Below are 17,321 nucleotides of genomic sequence, written 5' to 3' on the forward strand. Positions count from 1 at the left end.
CACCAGCGACTGATGTCGCAAGACGAACTCCGGTCGAATCACATGAGCTCGACCTCGCCGAATCCGACGGTCAGCGTGTGCCGACGCTCGCGCAGAACATTCCCCTCACGACGGACGGTTCCCTCCCCGAACTCGATGCGCAATTCCGCGCGCCGCGCGTCGACCTCCCGTACGACCCCACAGATGCCGCTGAACGGACCCGCCGGGAAATACACGACATCGCCCGGCCCATAGTCGGTAAACCCCACGGCGCCAGGGTAATTCACGTCAGCGCTTATCGCCGCTCAGCGACGGGACCGTCGAGCGAAGAATCGGTTCGTAGAGGTCGAGCCGTCCCCCGCACGTACGAACGCACCGTATTCCGCGTTCTGCTCCTCGGGAACCGTGGCCGAGATACTCAGGCCCAATCGGGCGATGAGATTTCGGGCCCCGGCGATATCAGGGTGCGTCATCGGAAGGGTCGAAGTCGGGGTCGAAGTTGTCGAGGAGTTCGTCGGCTCGGGCGAGGGCCTGGTCCAGTTCGTCGGTCACGGTGTCCATGAGGGACATGCCGTCGAGCATGTCGGACAGTTCGGTGTGCAGGGCGTGGAGTTCGGCGATGGCGGGATCGACCGTGGTCCAGGCGACGGTGTCGGACCACCAGGTGTCGCGTTGGATCCAGGACCACACGATGTCGCGGACGAGCAGGGCGTCGGTGGTGAACAGCTGGCGATGGGCGGCGCCGCCGGTGTGTTCGAGTTCGTAGGTGCCGTCGTCGAGGTAGCGCGCCTGGATGCGGTCGTCCGGGGCGCGGGTGAGGAGCAGGAAGGGAAATTCGGGGGCCGGATCGGCGGCAGAGGTACCGGGTCGGGCAGGGTCGACGGGGTGCGGTCGCGCCGAGCCGTCGCCGACGTGGACTACGACTTCGGGTTGGTCGTCGCGCTGGGCACCCATCGGGTCAGTCTGCCGGATCGGCGAACAACCCCGAACAGCCGGACCGATGAATGGGTGACGCGTACAGCGTCTGTTCGGCCGGAACTGCGCGCGCGGCGACCCGATCATCCGGCCGACCACGCGGACCGGTCGGCGAAATCGAACTGCGTCACGACACGACGGCGGGTAGCCTCGCACCGATGACGTGGACAGCTCCCGAACTCCAACCCACCAGGACGCTGGTCGGCGCGGATGAGAGGCCGATGTTGCAGTCCTGGTTGGACTTTCATCGCCAGACCCTGCTCGGCAAATGCGGCGGACTCGACGGTGAACAGCTCGCCACGCGCTCGGTGGAGCCGTCCTCGCTGTCGCTGCTCGGCCTCGTCCGGCACCTCACGGATGTGGAGCGAGGCTGGTTCCGGACCTCGGCCGCGGGCGAGGAGATCGAACCGGTCTACGGTACCGAGGCCGAACCCGACGCCGATTTCGACGACGTCGCGGCCCTGCCCGCCGACGAGGTTTTCGCAGCCTTCCACGCCGAGGTCGCCGCCTGTGACGCCGCGGTCGCCGCGCTCTCCCTCGATCACGTGTTCCACGTCCCGTGGCGCAGCGACGACTACACCCTGCGCTGGGTGTATCTGCACATGATCGAGGAATACGCCCGCCACAACGGCCATGCCGACCTGCTGCGCGAGCGGATCGACGGCGTCACCGGCAGCTTCTGAGTCAGGCGCCGCCGGTCACCACACCGGAGGTGAGCTCGTCGAGATCGTCGATGACGACGTCGGCCAGGGCGAGCGCGTCGGGCGATGGCGGGAACTCCGGGCGCGGCGCCGCGATCAGCCGCATTCCCGCGCTGTGGGCCGAGCGCAGACCGTTGGTCGAATCCTCCACGGCCGTACAGTCGTTCGGCTCCACCCCGAGGCGCTGCGCGACGGTGAGGTAGACGTCGGGAGCGGGCTTGCCGCGCCCGACCTCCTCGGTGGACAGCACCACGGTGAAATAGTCGAGCAGCCCCGATTTCGCGAGCACCAGGTCGATCACGGTGGCCGGTGACGAACTGGCCAGGCCCAGTTTCCACGAACCCGCGCACCGGCGCACCGCGTCGACCGCACCGGGCAGCAGGGGAACGTGGTGCGCGTACTTGTCGGCCATCAGGTCGATGACAGCGGCGGCCACCTCGTCGGCCGGTTCGGCCACGCCCAGCTCGTCGGCCAGATACGACGACCACTCGACGGTGTTCATGCCCATCATCTTCTTCTGCGAATCCGGTTGCCACCGGCCGCCTTTGAGAACCACGTACTCGTGCCTGACCTGTTCCCAGATCGGCTCGGAGTCGATCAGCACGCCGTCCATATCGAACACAACCGCCGCGATACCCATGCGTTCAGCCTTTCGCCGCTCACCCGGAGGGACACCACCGGTGGTGCGCCGACGCTCCGGTACCAAGGACCTACTCGGTGATCGGGACCCAGCGTAGTTGACTCGACACCGATCCCCGGCGCGAACATCCAGCTCGGCAGCGATAACGTGTTGCATATGGACGATACACAGGTCGGCAGCTCGCTTCCGGACGAGCAGCATCACGAAGGCGGATTCCGGCCGGTTGCCGAGCTGATCCAGGCACGCAAGGAACGCGGCTTGCACAACACGGTGGGCGGACCGCACTACGGCGAGCTGATCGACCAGGTCCGCGCGCTGATGGACCGGGCACGGCTGGTGAACCCGTCCGACGAGCTCGCCAAGGAGTCCATCGCCACCCTCGAACAGCTCAACTCCCGGCTCGACGAGGCGGTGACAGACGAGTGGTCCTCGCCCAGCTGGTCCCGCACCGACCTACCCGCGCGCGGCAATATCACGCTGCCGCCGTACACGGTGATCAGCGGCGACAGCGACGGCGTCACGGCCAAGGTCACCTTCCGTACCTTCCACCTCGGCGGCAACAACGCCGCCCACGGTGGGCACATCGCCCTCGCCTTCGACGACATCATCGGCATGACCGCCGCGCTGTCCACCAAATCGGTGACCCGTACGGCCTCGCTCACCCTCGACTACCGGTCGATCACACCGCTCAATCGCGAGCTGACGGTGCGGGCGTGGACCGAACGCGTCGAGGGCCGCAAGGTGTATCTTCGCGCGACGCTGCACGACGACGAGCGGTTGTGCGCCGAGGCCAAGGGTCTGTTCATCGTGCTCAACCCCGGCCAGCCGTGACCGCGCGCCGACATTGCGATCGACGTGATCGCAATGTCGGCCGGCGCCACCGAGGTGGCGCAATAGCGGTTTCGTCGCCGATACCCGCAGGTCGCGCGAACCGCCTCCCGGCGTAGAAACATCCGCTGAATTCACCCCGTGATCACGGCGGGCGTAGTGCCGCGAAATCGCCGCTATCGTCGCTGTTCATGCAGGTCAGCGAGAAAACAGGGGTTACGGAGCCCACCCCGATCCGCGGTCAGCGCGCCGATCGGGCGCGCCGGGTCGCCGATATCCTGCGCCACCAGATCCTGGCGGGCGCGGTGGCGGGTACGGTCCCCGGCGAGCAGGAACTCGCCGCCGAGCACGGCACCTCCCGCAATACCGTCCGCGAAGCGCTGGCGCTGCTGCGCGACGAAGGACTCATCGACCGCGCCCCGAAACTCGGTACCCGGGTCGCCGCCCGCAAGTTCGACCACGGCCTCGATGCCCTGCTCGGCCTGCAGGAGACGCTCAAAGGGCACGGCACCGTCCGCAACGAGGTCCGTGCCGCCACCACCATCACCGCGCCCCCTGCCGTCGCACGCCGGCTCGAGCTGGCGCCGGGCGACAAGGTCGTCTACATCGAGCGCCTGCGGTTTCTCGCCGATCTGCCGCTGAGTCTGGACCTCACCTATCTCGCGCCCGATATCGGCGCCGAGGTGCTCGCCCACGATCTCGAGACCACCGATGTGTTCGTGCTGCTCGAACAGGTCACCGGACGGTCGCTCGGCGCCGCCGACCTCGCACTGGAAGCCGTCGCGGCCGACCCGCACACCGCGACCACCCTGGACACTCCGGCCGGTGCGCCGCTGCTGATGCTCGAACGTCTCACCCACCTCGACGACGGCCGCCCCGTCGACCTCGAATACATCCGCATGCGCGGTGACCGCATCACGATGCGCGGCAGCCTCACCCGCAGCACCCCCGAATGGAAGGTCCTGTAATGGCACTGGTCCCCCAGCGCGCCGACGTCCCGGTCACGATCGACGAATCGCTGTGCATCACCGGCTGCACGCTCTGCGTCGACATGTGTCCGCTCGATTCCCTTGCCATCCGGGATGATTCGGGCAAGGCCTACATGCACGTCGACGAGTGCTGGTATTGCGGGCCTTGCGCGGCCCGCTGCCCCACCGGCGCCGTCACCGTCAACATGCCCTATCTGCTCCGCTGAACCGGGATTCCCACGCATGAAGATCACTCGATTCGCCCCTGTCGCACTGGCTCTCGCGCTCACCGCGGCGGGCTGCTCGCTCGAAAGTTCCGATGCCGCGCCGGCGGGCACCGTCAAGGTCGTCATCGGCTACCAGTCCAAGACCATCAACACCGTCACCGCGGGCACGCTGCTCAAAGCGCAGGGCTACCTGGAGCAGCGGCTACAGAAGATCACCGACGGCGGTGGCGCGAAATACCAGGTGGAGTGGCAGGACTACGACACCGGCGCGCCGATCACCGCCCAGATGGTGGCCGAGAAGATCGACATCGGCTCGATGGGCGACTACCCGTTGCTGATCAACGGATCTCGCACGCAGGCCAACGAGCGCGCACGCACCGAACTGGTGTCGATCACCGGCTACAACCCCAAGGGCGCGCTGAACATGGTGGTGGTGCCCAACGACTCGCCCGCGCGTTCGCTCACCGATCTGGCCGGGCAGAAGATCTCGGCCAGCGTGGGTTCGGCCGGCCACGGCACCCTGGTGCAGGCGCTGAGCCGGGCCGGGATCGACCCGGCCAAGGGGGTCGAGGTGCTCAACCAGCAGCCGCAGGTGGGGGCGACCGCGCTGGAGTCGCACCAGGTGAGCGCGCTGTCGCAGTTCGTGGCGTGGCCGGGTCTGCTGGTGCAGCAGAACAAGGCGAAACTGCTCTACGACGGCGCCGAACTGAACGTGCCGACCTTCCACGGGGTGGTGGCGCGCCGAACCTACGCGGCCGACCATCCCGAGGTGTTGCAGGCGTTCCTCGCCGCGCAACTGGACGCGACGACCTTCCTCAACGAGAAACCTTTCGAGGCAGCCGATCTCGTCGCCAAGGGGTCCGGCCTGCCGCGAGAGGTCGTGTATCTCTACAACGGACCCGGCGGTACCAGTTTCGACACCACACTCAAGGCGAACCTGATCGCGGCGTTCAAGGACGACGTGAACTACCTGAAGTCGATCGGCGATTTCGCCGATCTCGATATCGACGCCTTCGTCCAGGACGGCCCGCTGCGTCGGGCCTTCGCCGAGACCGGTCGTGGCGACTACGACGCGGCGCTGGCGTCGGGGGTCAACCCGAGCAAGGTGACCGGAACCGATCCGATCTGCGCTGTCGCGGTGAGTGATCCGGCGCTGGCCGGTGAAGTCTGGGTCGACGGCGCGGACAAGCCGCAACCCGCTGCGAACCCCGGCTGCCTGTTGCGGGCGGTTCAGGCTGCGAAGGCACAGGGCAAGACGATTCGCGCGGTGTATGTCCCCGATGCCGAACTGGGAACCCGATGGTTCGCCGACAAGGCCATCTGGTTGCGCGAGGGCGCGCGGTACCTGCCGTTCACCACGCAGGCAGCGGCCGACCGCTACCGCGCCACCCATCCCGCCGCCGCGCCGCTCTCCTATGAGCAGGCCGTGACGGAAGTCCGCGGATGAGCACGGTATCCGGCCAGGTCGCCGCGATCGAGACCGACGAGAACCTCCACGCGGCCCCGTCCCGCACTGTCGCGTCCGCTCGGCCCGACGATATTCCTGTCGTCGACGGCGATTCGCGTACCGACACTGCCGATCACGACGTGCCCGCCCGGTCGGTATGGGTGTCACGAACGATCCGAGTCGCCTCGGTGGCGGCCGCGATCGGCCTGTGGCAGTTGCTCACCGCGGGCGATGTCCGCGCGGGGCTGCGGTTCGACACGCTGCCGACGGTCACCGAGATCGTCGCCGAGTTCGGTGAGCATCTCGGGACCGGCCAGTACTACCTCGATGTGGCGCAGTCGCTGATCCGGATCGTCACCGGATTCGGGCTGGCCGCGGTCGTCGGTGTGCTGGCGGGCATCGGCCTGGGACGGTCGCGGCTGCTCGCCGATGTCTTCGGCTCGCTGGCCGAGCTGATCCGGCCGATTCCGGCGATCGCGCTGGTGCCGGTGGCGATCCTGCTGTTTCCCAGCGACGAATCCGGCATCGTGTTCATCACGTTCACCGCGTCGCTGTTCCCGGTGCTGGTGAGCACCCGGCACGCGACGCGGGCGCTGCCGACCATCTGGGAGGACGCGATCCGCACGCTGGGCGCGTCGCGGCGGGAGGTGCTGACCAGGGTCGTCGTGCCCGGCATCCTGCCCGGCGTGTTCAGCGGGTTGTCGGTGGGTATGGGCGTGGCCTGGATCTGCCTGATCTCGGCGGAGATGATCTCCGGCCGACTCGGTATCGGCTACCGCACCTGGCAGTCCTACACCATCGTCGACTACCCGGCCGTGTTCGTCGGGATGATCACCATCGGCGTGCTCGGTTTCCTCACCTCCGGAATCGTCGAACTGGCAGGCCGTCGGGTCACCCGCTGGCTGCCGCGAGAGGTCGCGTCATGACCACCACCACCGCCGCACCCGCCGTCTCGGTCGGCATGCGCTTGGACCTCGAGTCCGTGCGGATCAGTTACGGCCGCAAAACCGTGGTGCACGATCTAGACCTGACGGTCGCGGCCGGGGAGATCCTGGTCCTGGTCGGCAAATCCGGCTGCGGCAAGTCGACCCTGTTGCGCGCGATCGCCGGACTGCGCAAGCCCGCCGCCGGGGTGATCCGCGCCGATGCCGACACCGTCACCGGTCCGTCGGCCGATCGCGCGCTGGTGTTCCAGGACGACGCGCTGCTGCCGTGGCGCACCGCGCGCGCCAATATCGATCTGGCGCTGCGTCTTCGCGGCGTCTCGCGCGGTGACCGGGCGGCACGGTCGCGGCGTTGGCTCGACGAGGTCGGCCTCGGTGCCTACGCCGACTATCTGCCGCGCGATCTGTCCGGCGGGATGCGCCAGCGAGTTCAGCTCGCGCGCAGCCTGGCGGGTTCGCCCCGCGCGGTGCTCATGGACGAGCCGTTCGGCGCGCTCGACAGCCAGACCCGGGCCGAAATGCAGCGTCTGCTGGTCGACACCTGGCGCGCGCACCCGACCACGATCGTCTTCGTCACCCACGACCTCGACGAAGCCCTGCTGCTCGGCGACCGGATCGCCGTACTCGGCGCGGGTTCGCTGCGCGCGATCGTCGAGGTACCCGACCCGCGCGAACCGGTCGACCGGAGCGCCCTGCGGGCCCGAATCCTGGAGTCCCTGTGAACATTCCCGAACTGTCCGACCGCGTTCGCCTCGACTGCGATGTACTCGTCATCGGCGGCGGAACCGCGGGCACCATGGCCGCGCTCACCGCCGCCGAGTCCGGCGCGAACGTACTGCTCCTCGAGAAGGCGCATGTGCGCCATTCCGGTGCGCTGGCCATGGGCATGGACGGCGTGAACAATGCCGTCATCCCCGGCAAGGCCGAGCCGGAGGACTACGTCGCCGAGATCACCCGCGCCAACGACGGCATCGTGGACCAGCGCACCGTGTATCAAACGGCGACACGGGGTTTCGCGATGGTGCAACGTCTCGAGCGGTACGGGGTGAAGTTCGAGAAGGACGAGTACGGCGAGTACGCGGTGCGCCGGGTGCACCGGTCGGGGTCGTACGTGCTGCCGATGCCCGAGGGCAAGGACGTCAAGAAGGCGCTCTATCGCGTACTGCGACAACGGAAGATGCGGGAGAAGATCCGGATCGAGAACCGGCTGATGCCGGTGCGGGTGCTCACCGCGGGCGGACGCGCGGTGGGCGCGGCCGCGTTGAACACGCGCACCGGCGAATTCGTGGAGGTAGCCGCGAAAGCGGTGATTCTCGCTACGGGTCCCTGCGGTCGACTCGGTCTGCCCGCCTCGGGCTATCTCTACGGCACCTACGAGAACCCCACCAACGCCGGTGACGGCTACTCGATGGCCTATCACGCCGGCGCCGAACTCTCCGGGATCGAGTGCTTCCAGATCAACCCGCTGATCAAGGACTACAACGGTCCGGCCTGCGCGTATGTGGCCAATCCGTTCGGCGGCTACCAGGTCAACGCCGAGGGCGAACGTTTCGTCGATTCCGACTACTGGTCGGGGCAGATGATGGCCGAGGTGAAGCAGGAGATCGAATCCGCGCGCGGGCCCATCTATCTCAAGGTGTCGCACCTGCCCGATGAGACGTTGTCGACGCTCGAATCGATTCTGCACACCACCGAGCGGCCGACACGCGGGACTTTCCACGCCAACCGTGGCCACGACTACCGCACCCACGATATCGAGATGCACATCTCCGAAATCGGCCTGTGCGGTGGACATTCCGCCTCCGGGGTCTGGGTGGACGAGAACGCGCGGACCACCGTGCCCGGCCTGTACGCGGCGGGCGATCTGGCGTGCGTGCCACACAACTACATGATCGGGGCGTTCGTCTACGGCGATCTGGCCGGTGCGCACGCGGCCGCCACCTCGACCGAACTCGCGATGCCCGCCGATCTGCCCCAGGATCAGCTCGCGCAAGCGCACGAACTGATCTACCGGCCGTTGCGTCAGCCCGAGGGCCCGCCACAGCCACAGGTCGAGTACAAGCTGCGCCGGTTCGTGAACGACTATGTGGCGCCGCCGAAGACGGCGGCCAAGCTGTCGATCGCCGTCGAGACCTTCGAGCGGATGCGCGCCGAGGTCGACGGGATCGGCGCGCAGACACCCCACGAACTCATGCGGGCCGTCGAGGTGCAGTTCATTCGCGATTGCGCCGAGATGGCGTCGCGGAGTTCGCTGACCCGGACCGAGTCGCGCTGGGGCCTCTATCACGACCGCGCGGACCTGCCCGATCGCGACGACGAGTCGTGGAACTTCCATTTGAACCTACGCAAGACCGTCGACGGCGAGATGGAATTCGTCAAACGATCGGTGGCGCCGTACCTCGTGCCGGTGCCCGGCCTCGATGATGTGCCCTCCGCTGAGGCGATCGTCGAGGTGATCGCCCAGCCCGCATTGGTGGGAACGCGCGCGCCGCAGCGCGAAGCCCCCGCGCGCACCGAGGCGGCGCGGGTGTCGCCGTCTTCACCTCGGCTTGTCACCCTGCTGGCACTGGATTCTCCTGCGGTCGAGGATCTTTCGAGCTATCTCACCGACCCCGATCCGGTCGTGCGAGTGGCGGCGCTGTCGGTGCTCACCGAGAACACCCCCGACGGATTCGCCGATGAGCTCATCCGGGCGCTGGGCGACGAGGCCGCCTCGGTGCGCCGCGCGGCCACCGAGAGCCTGCGGGAACTGGTGGAGGTGCTCGCCGGCGCCGGGGCGCTGAGCGAGCATCTGAACTCCCCCGACCCGCTCGTCCGCGCGACCGTCGTCGATCTGCTGCGCGCGCTGCGGGCGGGGTCCGGGTCGGACTTCCGTGCGGCACTGGGTGATTCCGACCATCGCGTCAGGATCGAGGCGGTGCGCGCACTGGTCTCGCTCGACGACGCCGACGCGGTCTCCTCGATCGCGGGCGATGTCAACCGCGAGGCGCGTATCGCGGTCGCGCACGGACTCGCCTCGATCGGCGGCGGTGGTGTCGAGGTGATCCGCGGGCTCGCGGGCGACCCCGATCCCCTGGTCCGCGCCGCCGCGCTCACCGCGTACGCGGCGCTCGGCACCGCCGACGCCGATGTCGCCGGACTCGGTGCGGCACTGCGTGATTCCGCGTGGCAGGTGCGGGTCGGCGCCGCGCGCGGGCTGGCCGGTTCGACACCGGAGGTGGGCGTGGCGCCCCTGAGCGAGGCACTCACCGACCGTCACCTCGATGTGCGCAAGGCGGCCGTACTCGCCCTGTCCACCTGGCCGGGTAGCGCCGCCGCCCTCGACGCGCTGGAGTCGGCGATCACCGATCCCGACGCCGACGTCCGCGCCTACGCGCGCCGCGCGGTGACCGCCGCCGGTCGCACCCCGGTCGACCCTGTTCGCGCCGACGCCGAACTGACCGAGGCCAGGGCGTGATCGGCACACCGCCGTGGCGGCGTTGTCGCAGCGCGGGTGCGACACGATCGACGTTGCTCCGGTCGAGTGCCGTCGATGTCGGACAGCGGCGATCGGTCACCGACGAGCACTCGGGTGAGATCCACGATCTCGGTCCTCACGGGCCGGAGTTCACGGACCGTGCGACGGCGCTATGCCACCGTTCACCGGGTAGCGCGCTCAGGATAATCACAGCTCACCGTCGGTAGGCTGGGCCGATGAGCGCACTTCCTGCCACGCTGGTGACGGTCTCCGACGACCTGGACGCGGTGACGACGTTCGGCCACGAGGACCATCCGGCCGACGTCGGGTCGAGCCGTACCGATGTCGAGGCGATCTGGGCGTCGGTGCGCACCTGGTACGCGATGGGCACCACCCCCGCCATCCAGGTGTGCCTGCGCCGCAACGGCGGGATCGTGCTGAACCGGACGATCGGTCACGGTTGGGGCAACGCGCCGAGCGACGCACCCGACGCCGAGAAGATCCTGGCGACACCGGAGACACTGTTCTGTGGGTTCTCCACCGCGAAGGGTGTCGCCGCCACCCTGATGTTCATGCTCATCGAACAGGGCGCGTTCGGGCTGGAAGACCGTGTGTCGGACTATATCCCCGAGTTCGCGTCCCACCGCAAGGGCGTGATCACGGTCGGCGATGTGCTGTCGCATTCGGCGGGTATCCCGTTCATCACCGCGCCACACAGCGGAACCGCGGCGGTCCTGGACGAGGAACTGGCCCTCGCCGCGCTCACCGACCTGGTGCCGAGCTGGGCGCCCGGACGTTTTCGCGTCTACCACGCGTTGACCAGCGGATTGATCCAGCGCCTACTCGTCCAGCGCGCGACCGGCAAGCGCATGCGCGAACACCTCGCCGAGCAGGTACTGACGCCACTCGGCTTCCGCTGGAACAACTTCGGCGTCGATCCCGCCGATGTCGACAAGGTCGTGCCGAGCGTGAAAACCGGGCCACCGCAACCCCGTCTCGCCCGATTCCTGGCGAACAAGGCGCTCGGCGGCCATCTGGACAAGGCGTCGAAGGCGACCAACGACGCGTTCCTGGCCGCCGAACTCCCCTCCGGCAACCTCGTCACCACCGCCTACGAACTCTCCCGCTTCTACGAGATCCTGGCGCGCGGTGGTGAATTGGACGGCACGAGAATCATAGAAACCGGCACCCTGCGCGAGGCGATCGCCCCCGCCGATCGCATGCTCGGGGTGGCGGGCCGCGTCAGTCGCGCCGGGTTCGAGCTCGGCGCGCGCCGGTCCAAGTTCGGCCGCGACACCGGCTCGCATTTCGGCCGCAGCGGTCTCACCACCCAGTACGGCTGGGCCGATCCCGATCGCGGCCTGTCGGGGGCCATTTTGACCAACGGCAAGGCGACCACCGATCTCGGTCGACCGTGGCAGCTGGTCGCCCAGATCTCCGATACCCTGCGCCCGCTGCCCCCGGCCGGCCGGCTCTTTCGTCCCTGATCGCGGCGGCCAGGAAGGCCACCACGCGGCGCCGCTACTGCGGGTCGACGACGACCACGACGCCGCTCGGCGCTTCGAGCAGGTCGATCGTCCGCGCGGCGGCGGTGTCGACGTGGATACGCGGAGGCGCCGGTGGTGCCGACTCGTAGTACGTTCCGGGACCATAGAACTGGCCGTAGCGCAGGACCACACCACCCGCGGCGAGGACAGCCGATTCATGGGTCGCGATCGCGTCACCACGGCCGGCGGGCGGCGACCACGCAATGCTCTGGGCGAGAAAGCGTTTCGCCCCCGCGGCTGCGGCTGCCGCGAGCAGGTTGGCGGTGCCCTCGGTGCGGATGCGGGAGTTCGCCGCACCGGCGGTGGCCAAGCGCGCCACCTCGTCGGGGAGGTCGGTGAGCTGGTGCATGACCAGGTCGGGGGCGAAGTCGACCACCGCGGTGGTCAGGCCCTCGCCGTCGTAGACGTCGTGGACCACCGCGGTGGCTCCGCTCGCGCGGACCGCCGCCGCTTTCTCGGGGGATCGGGTCAGGCCGGCGACCGCGTGACCCGCGCCGACCAGCAGCGGCAGCAACCGTGATCCGATGACGCCCGTGGCGCCCGCGAGGAAGATACGCACGCCCCGAGCCTAGCGGGGCCGACGATCAGGCTCCGATGACCGCGTTCATGATCGTGCCCGCACTGGTGGCGACCGCGCCGCCCGCCATGGCGCTGGCGATCATCTTCGGCGATTGCAGGCCGCCGCCGTTCCACTTCTCCCAGGCGAAGCGGCCGCCCCCGTAGGTAATGGCGGTGACCCCGGAAAGCAAGATCATCCAGGTGAAATACCGGCCCAGCTGCATTACCTTCTCGGCCATCGGCGGTGCCTCCGGCGTGGGATTGCCCACCTGGGCGACAACGATGCCGTAGGTGTCGTGCACAGCGGCCAGGATCATGCTCACGATCGGTGCTCCTTCGTCGGTTGTTCGTGGTGAAGCCGATGTCGAGAACTCGTGACGCGGTAGAACCCAGAGATGTTGAACATTCAACCTGATGAGCGGATCGGTGACGTGGGTGACACTCCGCGCAAACCATGACCGCAGTCACAGTCGCGGATGCGTGCCCGCGTCGCGCCGTGCCCCTAGTATCGAACGTGCGGGGCTCGTTCACATTCGGCGCGACGAGGCGCTGACCACCACCTTCATCGCACGACTACCGTACCGCGAGGAGGGCACCATGGCTTTCCTGATTCCCCTGTTCGTCGCGTTCCTTCTGGTCACCGCGGCAGTGGTGGTGGCTTCCTACGCCACCGTCTCCCTGACCTATTGGTATGAATCACGCCGCAATAGTCCGAACAAGTCCGACCCGCACCCCGCACGCTGAGCCCTGTTCCGACCCGATGTCCCGGTACCCGACGCGGTACCGGGACATCGTCGGTTTCGCGCTCAGTGCAGATCGAGACCGGACTGCGATGCGATCACCGCCGCCTGCACCCGCGACTGCACGCCGAGTTTGCTCAGCACCCGGGAAACATGCGTTTTCACCGTCGCCTCGCCGATGCGCAGGCGCGTGCCGATCTGGCTATTGGACAGGCCGGCGCCGAGACCGGCGAGCACCTGTCGCTCGCGGTCGGTGAGCGCGGACAGATCGGGCGGGGGCGCGATGTCGGCCGCACGGGGCAACGCGGCGATCACCGCGCGCGTCACCTTCGGGTCGAGGACCGCGTCGCCGTCGGCCACCGCCAGCACGGCGCTGACCAGGTCGTCGCCACCGACGGACTTGAGCAGGAATCCGCTCGCACCGGCCGAGAGCGCGCCGAGGACATACTCGTCGAGCGCGAAGGTGGTGAGGACCAGCACTTTCGCGCTGGTCTGCGCGACGACAGCGGCGGTAGCGGCCAAGCCGTCGACGCGCGGCATCCGCACGTCCATCAGCACCACATCGGGGCTCAGGGCCCTGGCTTGCCGGATCGCGGCGGCGCCGTCGGCCGCCTCACCGATCACCCGCACCGCGCCGGACACCTCGAGCAGCATTCGCAGGCCCGCACGGATAGTGGCGTGGTCGTCGGCCACCAGCACTGTGACTGTCACTTGTCTCCCAGGGGAATTCGCGCGCACACCCGCCAGGTACCGTCCCGCGCGCCCGCGGTGATGGTGCCCTCTACCGATTCCGCGCGAAACATCATGTTGCGCAGGCCATTTCCTCGACCTTCCACGCTGCCGGGTGGTATCGGATTCGTGGCGGTCACCACCAATCGTGTCGCGTCGCGGCGCAAGGCGATGTCGAGGGGCGCACCGGGGGCGTGTTTGGTCGCGTTGACGAGCGTCTCGCTCAGGATCCGGGTCACGACGGCTTCCACGGCGGTGGGTAGCGCGAGGTCGGCGGGTCGGCGCAAGGTCACCGAGCCGCCCGCGGCCTCGGCCGCGTCGATCAGGCCGTCCAGGGATGCCAGTCGAGTGGTGACCACGGTGTCGTCGGGCGCGGTGAGCAGCTCGATGGTCGTGCGCATCTCCTCGACCGCGGCCAGGCTGCCCGAGCGGATCGTCGCCAGCACCGCGGTGTTGCCGGGATCCTTCATGGCGACTTCGGCGAGGATCGCGACGGCGCTGACGTGGCCGGCCACCGCGTCGTGCAGGTCACGGGCCAATCGTCGGCGCTCCTCGCCGATCGCGGCGGACCGCTCGGCGTCGCGGGCGGTGAGTTCGGCGCGGGCCGCGGCCCGTTCGGCCTCGACCGTGCGCCGCGAAGCCCGCACCGCGCGGGCGTACCCGAGCGGCGACCAGGTGAGCGCGACCCCGATCAAACCGGTGTAGAAGGCCGCTCTGACCCCGAACACGGTGAGTGCCAGCAACGACCCGCCCAGGGTCACGGTCACCGAGAACCAACCGACCACCGTGCCCAGCCGGTCGGATCCGGCGCTGACCGCCAGGAAGATCACGTCGGTCAGCGCGATCCACAGCGGCAGCGATGGACCGAGCACGAAGTCACCGGCGAGCAGCGCGATCATCAGGCCGAAGGCGAGCGCGGGTCTGCGTTGGGCGGTGAGCTGGATCGCGAACGCCGCGCACAACAGCGCCAATTTCGCCGGTGGTGGATACAGATCGCGGTCGGCCGCGACTGCCCAGCCGCCTGCCGCCCACAACAGCACACCCACCAGGAACACCCCGACGGCGGCCGCCGTCGAGCTGTCGAAGACATCCGCGAGCCGGCTCAGCAGCGTGCGGGACGTGAGCATGCCCCATTGGAGCACATCGTCCACCGGGGCCGAGTCCCCCGAAAGGCGGACGGCCGATGGACCACAAGCGGGACGACGGCGGACCGGCGTGCCCGCCACAGTGAAGCGATGAACGAACTGAGCAACCCGGTACTGCTGACGATCGCCGCCTGCGAAGTCGGTTTCTGGGTGCTGGTGGTCGTCGGCTTGCTGCTGCGCTATGTGCTCCGATCGCCGCGGGCGAGCGCCGTGGCGCTGGCCGCGGTGCCGGTACTCGATGTGGTGCTGGTCGCGGCGGTGGCGATCGACCTGCACCGTGGCGGCGAGGTGAGCTTCGCCCATCGCGTCGCCGGGATCTATCTGGGTGTCACAGTGATGTTCGGCGGGCGGATGATCCGATGGGCCGACGAGCGATTCGCCCACCGATTCGCGGGCGGTCCGGCCCCGGTGAAGGTCCCGAAGTACGGGCCGCAACGCTCCCGCAAGGAATGGGCCGATTTCTCCCGCTGGCTCGGTGCGGCGGCCATCGCCGGCGCCCTCACCCTGGTGTTGAGCTACACCGTCGCCGATGCCACGCAGCGCGAGCAGTTGATGGGAGTGTTCGGCAGCCTCGGGGTGATCACCGTGATCTGGTTGCTCACCGGGCCGGTGTGGGTGACGGGTTCGCGACGCGGTTGAGCACGCGGAACGACCGGTGTTCGCCGCGATCTCGGCGCGGACCGACCAGCAAGTCCGCTGACAGGGCTGATATCCGACGATGCCCCGGGTGATCGCGTCGAGCACCCGGGGCATCGTCGTGTCGGGCTCAGACGGCGGCAGCCGCCTGAGCGGTGACGACCGAACCGACCCATCCCAGCACGGCGGACCGCACATCGACCGTGTGCGGGAGCAGCCCGTTCGCGGCGAGGAGATCGGCGGCGCGTTGCTGTTCGTCGAGGAAGTCCTCACTCACCGGTCGCACGCCGAACGGGCGGCCGCGCAGCGCCGCCTCCCAGGCGTCCAGATCGGCGGGGATGCCACGCGCTTCGGCGTCGTCGACGAAGTACTGGGCGGCCGCGCGTGGGTTCGCGGCGATCCAGGCATCGGATTCCTGCAGCGCGGCCAGCACCGCTTCCACCGCGGCGCGGTTGTCCTCGGCCAGATCACGGCGGGTGAACCACAGCGACGGATGGCTGAACACCGAGGCGGTGTCGACCAGCGTGGTGAGCTCGGTGGCGGCCTCCACCTCCCCGAGCCCGGGGTAGGTGCCGACCCAGGCGTCGAGTTCACCGGCCAGCAGCGCGGCGCCGCCGCCGCGCACGTCGACGTCGACCGGTTCGACATCGGCCCAGGTGAGACTCGCCTGGTCGAGGGCGAACAGCAGCAGTGTGGTCTGCCACGAACCGTGGGCGATCCCGACCCGCTTGCCTTTCAGGTCCGCGGCGGAGGTGATGCCGCTCGCCGCGGTCGCGACCAGCCTGCCGTTCTCCACTCGCGGGCCCGAGATCCCGAGGTAGACGATGTCGCGCTGGTTGGCGAGGGCGGTGAGCGGCGGCGTGAAGCCGGTACCGATGATGTCGTAGCCGCCCTCGGTGAACAGCCAGTCCGAATGTTCGCTCGGCAGTGCGGTTTTCGGGTCGACCCGGTCGGGGTGCGGCAGCGCGCGCAGATCGACCCATTCGACCTCGGGCAGCAGGCGTTCCAGGATCCCGCGATGACGCAGGACGAACAGCGAGTTGTTGTGTGGGAAGTAGCCGACCCGAATGCTCATCGCGCGTCCCCGATCAGGCCGAGACGACGGGCCTCGTCGGCCAGCCCACTGCGCTGCCACTGCACGGCGAGGTTCGACGGATCGAATTCGACCGAGCCGCCGAGAGTTTCGGCGATCGCCTGATACTGCGCGCCCTCCTCGAGCAGCACGACGAACTTCGCCAGCTCCAGCAGACCCGCGCGACCGAGCACATTCGCGCCACCGTTGGCCTCGAAGATCGCGACCAGGTGCGGGTCGACCGCGAGGCGGCCGAGAATGAAATCGCCCGCGCCGACCGTGCGGTCGATGTGCGGCGGGATCTCGCGCGACAGGGTGAGTCGCTGCGAGGCGGCATAGCGGATCGGCAGCGTGCGATGGGTCTGGGCCCAGCCGCCGAGCCACGGCGTGTGGATGTGGACGACGGAGGTGATCTCGGGGTGCGCGCGGAACACCTTCGCGTACCCGGTCACGAACCCTGCGGATCCCCTGCCGGACAGCACTTCTCCGTCGAAGGTGGCGACGACGGGTTCGACGGTCCGGTCAGCGGCCCACGGTCCCGGTGCGTTGAGGGCGACGGCGATCTCCTCGCCGGGCACTCGCTCGACGAAATTGACGGTGCCGTTGCCGCTGACGGTCCCGGTCTCACGGAACACCCGGATCGCGGTATCGGCCTCGCGGGTGACCGCGTCGACGAAGGCGGCGACCGCCTCCGGCAGACGGGTTTCGGTGGTGGTCACAGTTACTCC

20 protein-coding genes are annotated in these 17,321 nt (G+C 68.7%); 11 read left to right on the forward strand and 9 right to left on the reverse strand.

All coding sequences use genetic code 11. The features are described from left to right. Positions 1–38: 38 nt before the first annotated feature. Both NA12_RS04765 and NA12_RS04770 read right to left on the reverse strand, forming a co-directional pair. Positions 39–248 carry a hypothetical protein gene (locus NA12_RS04765; RefSeq protein ID WP_067447480.1) on the reverse strand — a complete coding sequence of 70 codons (210 nt, stop codon included), beginning with the start codon at positions 246–248 and terminating at the stop codon, positions 39–41. Between the two features lie 190 nt (positions 249–438). Beyond that, entirely contained in the window at positions 439–933 is a 495-nt protein-coding gene (locus NA12_RS04770) for a hypothetical protein (RefSeq protein ID WP_067446389.1), read from the reverse strand. A gap of 179 nt (positions 934–1,112) precedes the next feature. Between NA12_RS04770 and NA12_RS04775 the strand changes: the two genes are divergently transcribed. Further along, complete coding sequence (locus NA12_RS04775) at positions 1,113–1,637, forward strand: DinB family protein (RefSeq protein WP_067447482.1); 525 nt, start codon at positions 1,113–1,115, stop codon at positions 1,635–1,637. Between the two features lies 1 nt (position 1,638). On the opposite strand, the gene NA12_RS04780 is transcribed toward NA12_RS04775, so the two are convergent. Then, positions 1,639–2,295, reverse strand: coding sequence for an HAD family hydrolase (locus tag NA12_RS04780; protein WP_067446392.1), 657 nt, complete (start codon positions 2,293–2,295; stop codon positions 1,639–1,641). 156 nt (positions 2,296–2,451) lie between these two features. On the opposite strand from NA12_RS04780, the gene NA12_RS04785 reads away from it, so the two are divergent. The 8 genes from NA12_RS04785 to NA12_RS04820 all read left to right on the forward strand — a co-directional run bounded on the left by NA12_RS04785 (position 2,452) and on the right by NA12_RS04820 (position 11,653). Then, on the forward strand, positions 2,452–3,126 hold the full coding sequence (locus NA12_RS04785; protein WP_067446395.1) for a PaaI family thioesterase: 675 nt from the start codon (positions 2,452–2,454) through the stop codon (positions 3,124–3,126). 188 nt (positions 3,127–3,314) lie between these two features. Next, positions 3,315–4,091 (forward strand): GntR family transcriptional regulator, encoded by a 777-nt coding sequence (locus NA12_RS04790; RefSeq protein WP_067446398.1) that lies wholly within the window; start codon positions 3,315–3,317, stop codon positions 4,089–4,091. Beyond that, the gene (locus NA12_RS04795) at positions 4,091–4,318 is read left to right on the forward strand and encodes a 4Fe-4S dicluster domain-containing protein (RefSeq protein WP_067446401.1); all 228 of its coding nucleotides are present in this window, start codon (positions 4,091–4,093) and stop codon (positions 4,316–4,318) included. Before NA12_RS04790 ends, NA12_RS04795 begins: the two co-directional genes overlap by 1 nt. A 16-nt stretch (positions 4,319–4,334) precedes the next feature. Then, complete coding sequence (locus tag NA12_RS04800) at positions 4,335–5,765, forward strand: ABC transporter substrate-binding protein (protein ID WP_067446404.1); 1,431 nt, start codon at positions 4,335–4,337, stop codon at positions 5,763–5,765. Then, entirely contained in the window at positions 5,762–6,691 is a 930-nt protein-coding gene (locus tag NA12_RS04805; RefSeq protein WP_243654911.1) for an ABC transporter permease, read from the forward strand. Before NA12_RS04800 ends, NA12_RS04805 begins: the two co-directional genes overlap by 4 nt. Then, positions 6,688–7,431: an ABC transporter ATP-binding protein gene (locus NA12_RS04810; RefSeq protein ID WP_067446407.1), complete on the forward strand. Its 744-nt coding sequence runs from the start codon at positions 6,688–6,690 to the stop codon at positions 7,429–7,431. Before NA12_RS04805 ends, NA12_RS04810 begins: the two co-directional genes overlap by 4 nt. Continuing rightward, on the forward strand, positions 7,428–10,166 hold the full coding sequence (locus NA12_RS04815; RefSeq protein WP_067446410.1) for a fumarate reductase/succinate dehydrogenase flavoprotein subunit: 2,739 nt from the start codon (positions 7,428–7,430) through the stop codon (positions 10,164–10,166). Before NA12_RS04810 ends, NA12_RS04815 begins: the two co-directional genes overlap by 4 nt. A 236-nt stretch (positions 10,167–10,402) precedes the next feature. Further along, positions 10,403–11,653: a serine hydrolase domain-containing protein gene (locus NA12_RS04820; protein ID WP_067446413.1), complete on the forward strand. Its 1,251-nt coding sequence runs from the start codon at positions 10,403–10,405 to the stop codon at positions 11,651–11,653. Positions 11,654–11,687: 34 nt separating this feature from the next. On the opposite strand, the gene NA12_RS04825 is transcribed toward NA12_RS04820, so the two are convergent. Both NA12_RS04825 and NA12_RS04830 read right to left on the reverse strand, forming a co-directional pair. Then, complete coding sequence (locus NA12_RS04825) at positions 11,688–12,272, reverse strand: NAD(P)H-binding protein (RefSeq protein ID WP_067446416.1); 585 nt, start codon at positions 12,270–12,272, stop codon at positions 11,688–11,690. A gap of 25 nt (positions 12,273–12,297) precedes the next feature. Further along, a complete protein-coding gene (locus NA12_RS04830; RefSeq protein WP_174551054.1) occupies positions 12,298–12,588 on the reverse strand; it encodes a hypothetical protein in 291 nt (96 codons plus the stop codon). A gap of 280 nt (positions 12,589–12,868) precedes the next feature. Between NA12_RS04830 and NA12_RS33510 the strand changes: the two genes are divergently transcribed. Beyond that, positions 12,869–13,015: a hypothetical protein gene (locus NA12_RS33510; RefSeq protein ID WP_157106377.1), complete on the forward strand. Its 147-nt coding sequence runs from the start codon at positions 12,869–12,871 to the stop codon at positions 13,013–13,015. A gap of 62 nt (positions 13,016–13,077) precedes the next feature. Here NA12_RS33510 and NA12_RS04840 read toward each other — a convergent pair whose 3' ends face one another. Both NA12_RS04840 and NA12_RS04845 read right to left on the reverse strand, forming a co-directional pair. Further along, positions 13,078–13,722 carry a response regulator gene (locus NA12_RS04840; RefSeq protein WP_067446425.1) on the reverse strand — a complete coding sequence of 215 codons (645 nt, stop codon included), beginning with the start codon at positions 13,720–13,722 and terminating at the stop codon, positions 13,078–13,080. After that, entirely contained in the window at positions 13,719–14,891 is a 1,173-nt protein-coding gene (locus NA12_RS04845) for a sensor histidine kinase (RefSeq protein ID WP_243654912.1), read from the reverse strand. The genes NA12_RS04840 and NA12_RS04845 overlap by 4 nt, the downstream gene beginning before the upstream one ends. An 84-nt stretch (positions 14,892–14,975) precedes the next feature. Here NA12_RS04845 and NA12_RS04850 point away from each other — a divergent pair, with 84 nt between their 5' ends. Continuing rightward, positions 14,976–15,524, forward strand: coding sequence for a hypothetical protein (locus NA12_RS04850; RefSeq protein WP_067446428.1), 549 nt, complete (start codon positions 14,976–14,978; stop codon positions 15,522–15,524). A gap of 127 nt (positions 15,525–15,651) precedes the next feature. Here the strand turns inward: NA12_RS04850 and NA12_RS04855 are convergent, their stop codons facing one another. Continuing rightward, the gene (locus tag NA12_RS04855; protein ID WP_067446431.1) at positions 15,652–16,596 is read right to left on the reverse strand and encodes an ABC transporter substrate-binding protein; all 945 of its coding nucleotides are present in this window, start codon (positions 16,594–16,596) and stop codon (positions 15,652–15,654) included. Further along, positions 16,593–17,312, reverse strand: coding sequence for a class II aldolase/adducin family protein (locus tag NA12_RS04860; RefSeq protein WP_067446434.1), 720 nt, complete (start codon positions 17,310–17,312; stop codon positions 16,593–16,595). Before NA12_RS04860 ends, NA12_RS04855 begins: the two co-directional genes overlap by 4 nt. Between the last annotated feature and the right edge of the window lie 9 nt (positions 17,313–17,321).

The sequence above is a fragment of the Nocardia alba NBRC 108234 genome, from assembly GCF_001612665.1.
Taxonomy (GTDB): Bacteria; Actinomycetota; Actinomycetes; order Mycobacteriales; family Mycobacteriaceae; genus Nocardia; species Nocardia alba.

Coding starts and splice junctions, on each gene's coding strand:
- NA12_RS04770 (WP_067446389.1), bottom strand. CDS start 933: ATGGGTGCCCAGCGCGACGACCAACCCGAAGTCGTAGTCCACGTCGGC.
- NA12_RS04775 (WP_067447482.1), top strand. CDS start 1,113: ATGACGTGGACAGCTCCCGAACTCCAACCCACCAGGACGCTGGTCGGC.
- NA12_RS04780 (WP_067446392.1), bottom strand. CDS start 2,295: ATGGGTATCGCGGCGGTTGTGTTCGATATGGACGGCGTGCTGATCGAC.
- NA12_RS04785 (WP_067446395.1), top strand. CDS start 2,452: ATGGACGATACACAGGTCGGCAGCTCGCTTCCGGACGAGCAGCATCAC.
- NA12_RS04790 (WP_067446398.1), top strand. CDS start 3,315: ATGCAGGTCAGCGAGAAAACAGGGGTTACGGAGCCCACCCCGATCCGC.
- NA12_RS04795 (WP_067446401.1), top strand. CDS start 4,091: ATGGCACTGGTCCCCCAGCGCGCCGACGTCCCGGTCACGATCGACGAA.
- NA12_RS04800 (WP_067446404.1), top strand. CDS start 4,335: ATGAAGATCACTCGATTCGCCCCTGTCGCACTGGCTCTCGCGCTCACC.
- NA12_RS04805 (WP_243654911.1), top strand. CDS start 5,762: ATGAGCACGGTATCCGGCCAGGTCGCCGCGATCGAGACCGACGAGAAC.
- NA12_RS04810 (WP_067446407.1), top strand. CDS start 6,688: ATGACCACCACCACCGCCGCACCCGCCGTCTCGGTCGGCATGCGCTTG.
- NA12_RS04820 (WP_067446413.1), top strand. CDS start 10,403: ATGAGCGCACTTCCTGCCACGCTGGTGACGGTCTCCGACGACCTGGAC.
- NA12_RS04830 (WP_174551054.1), bottom strand. CDS start 12,588: ATGATCCTGGCCGCTGTGCACGACACCTACGGCATCGTTGTCGCCCAG.
- NA12_RS33510 (WP_157106377.1), top strand. CDS start 12,869: ATGGCTTTCCTGATTCCCCTGTTCGTCGCGTTCCTTCTGGTCACCGCG.
- NA12_RS04850 (WP_067446428.1), top strand. CDS start 14,976: ATGAACGAACTGAGCAACCCGGTACTGCTGACGATCGCCGCCTGCGAA.
- NA12_RS04855 (WP_067446431.1), bottom strand. CDS start 16,596: ATGAGCATTCGGGTCGGCTACTTCCCACACAACAACTCGCTGTTCGTC.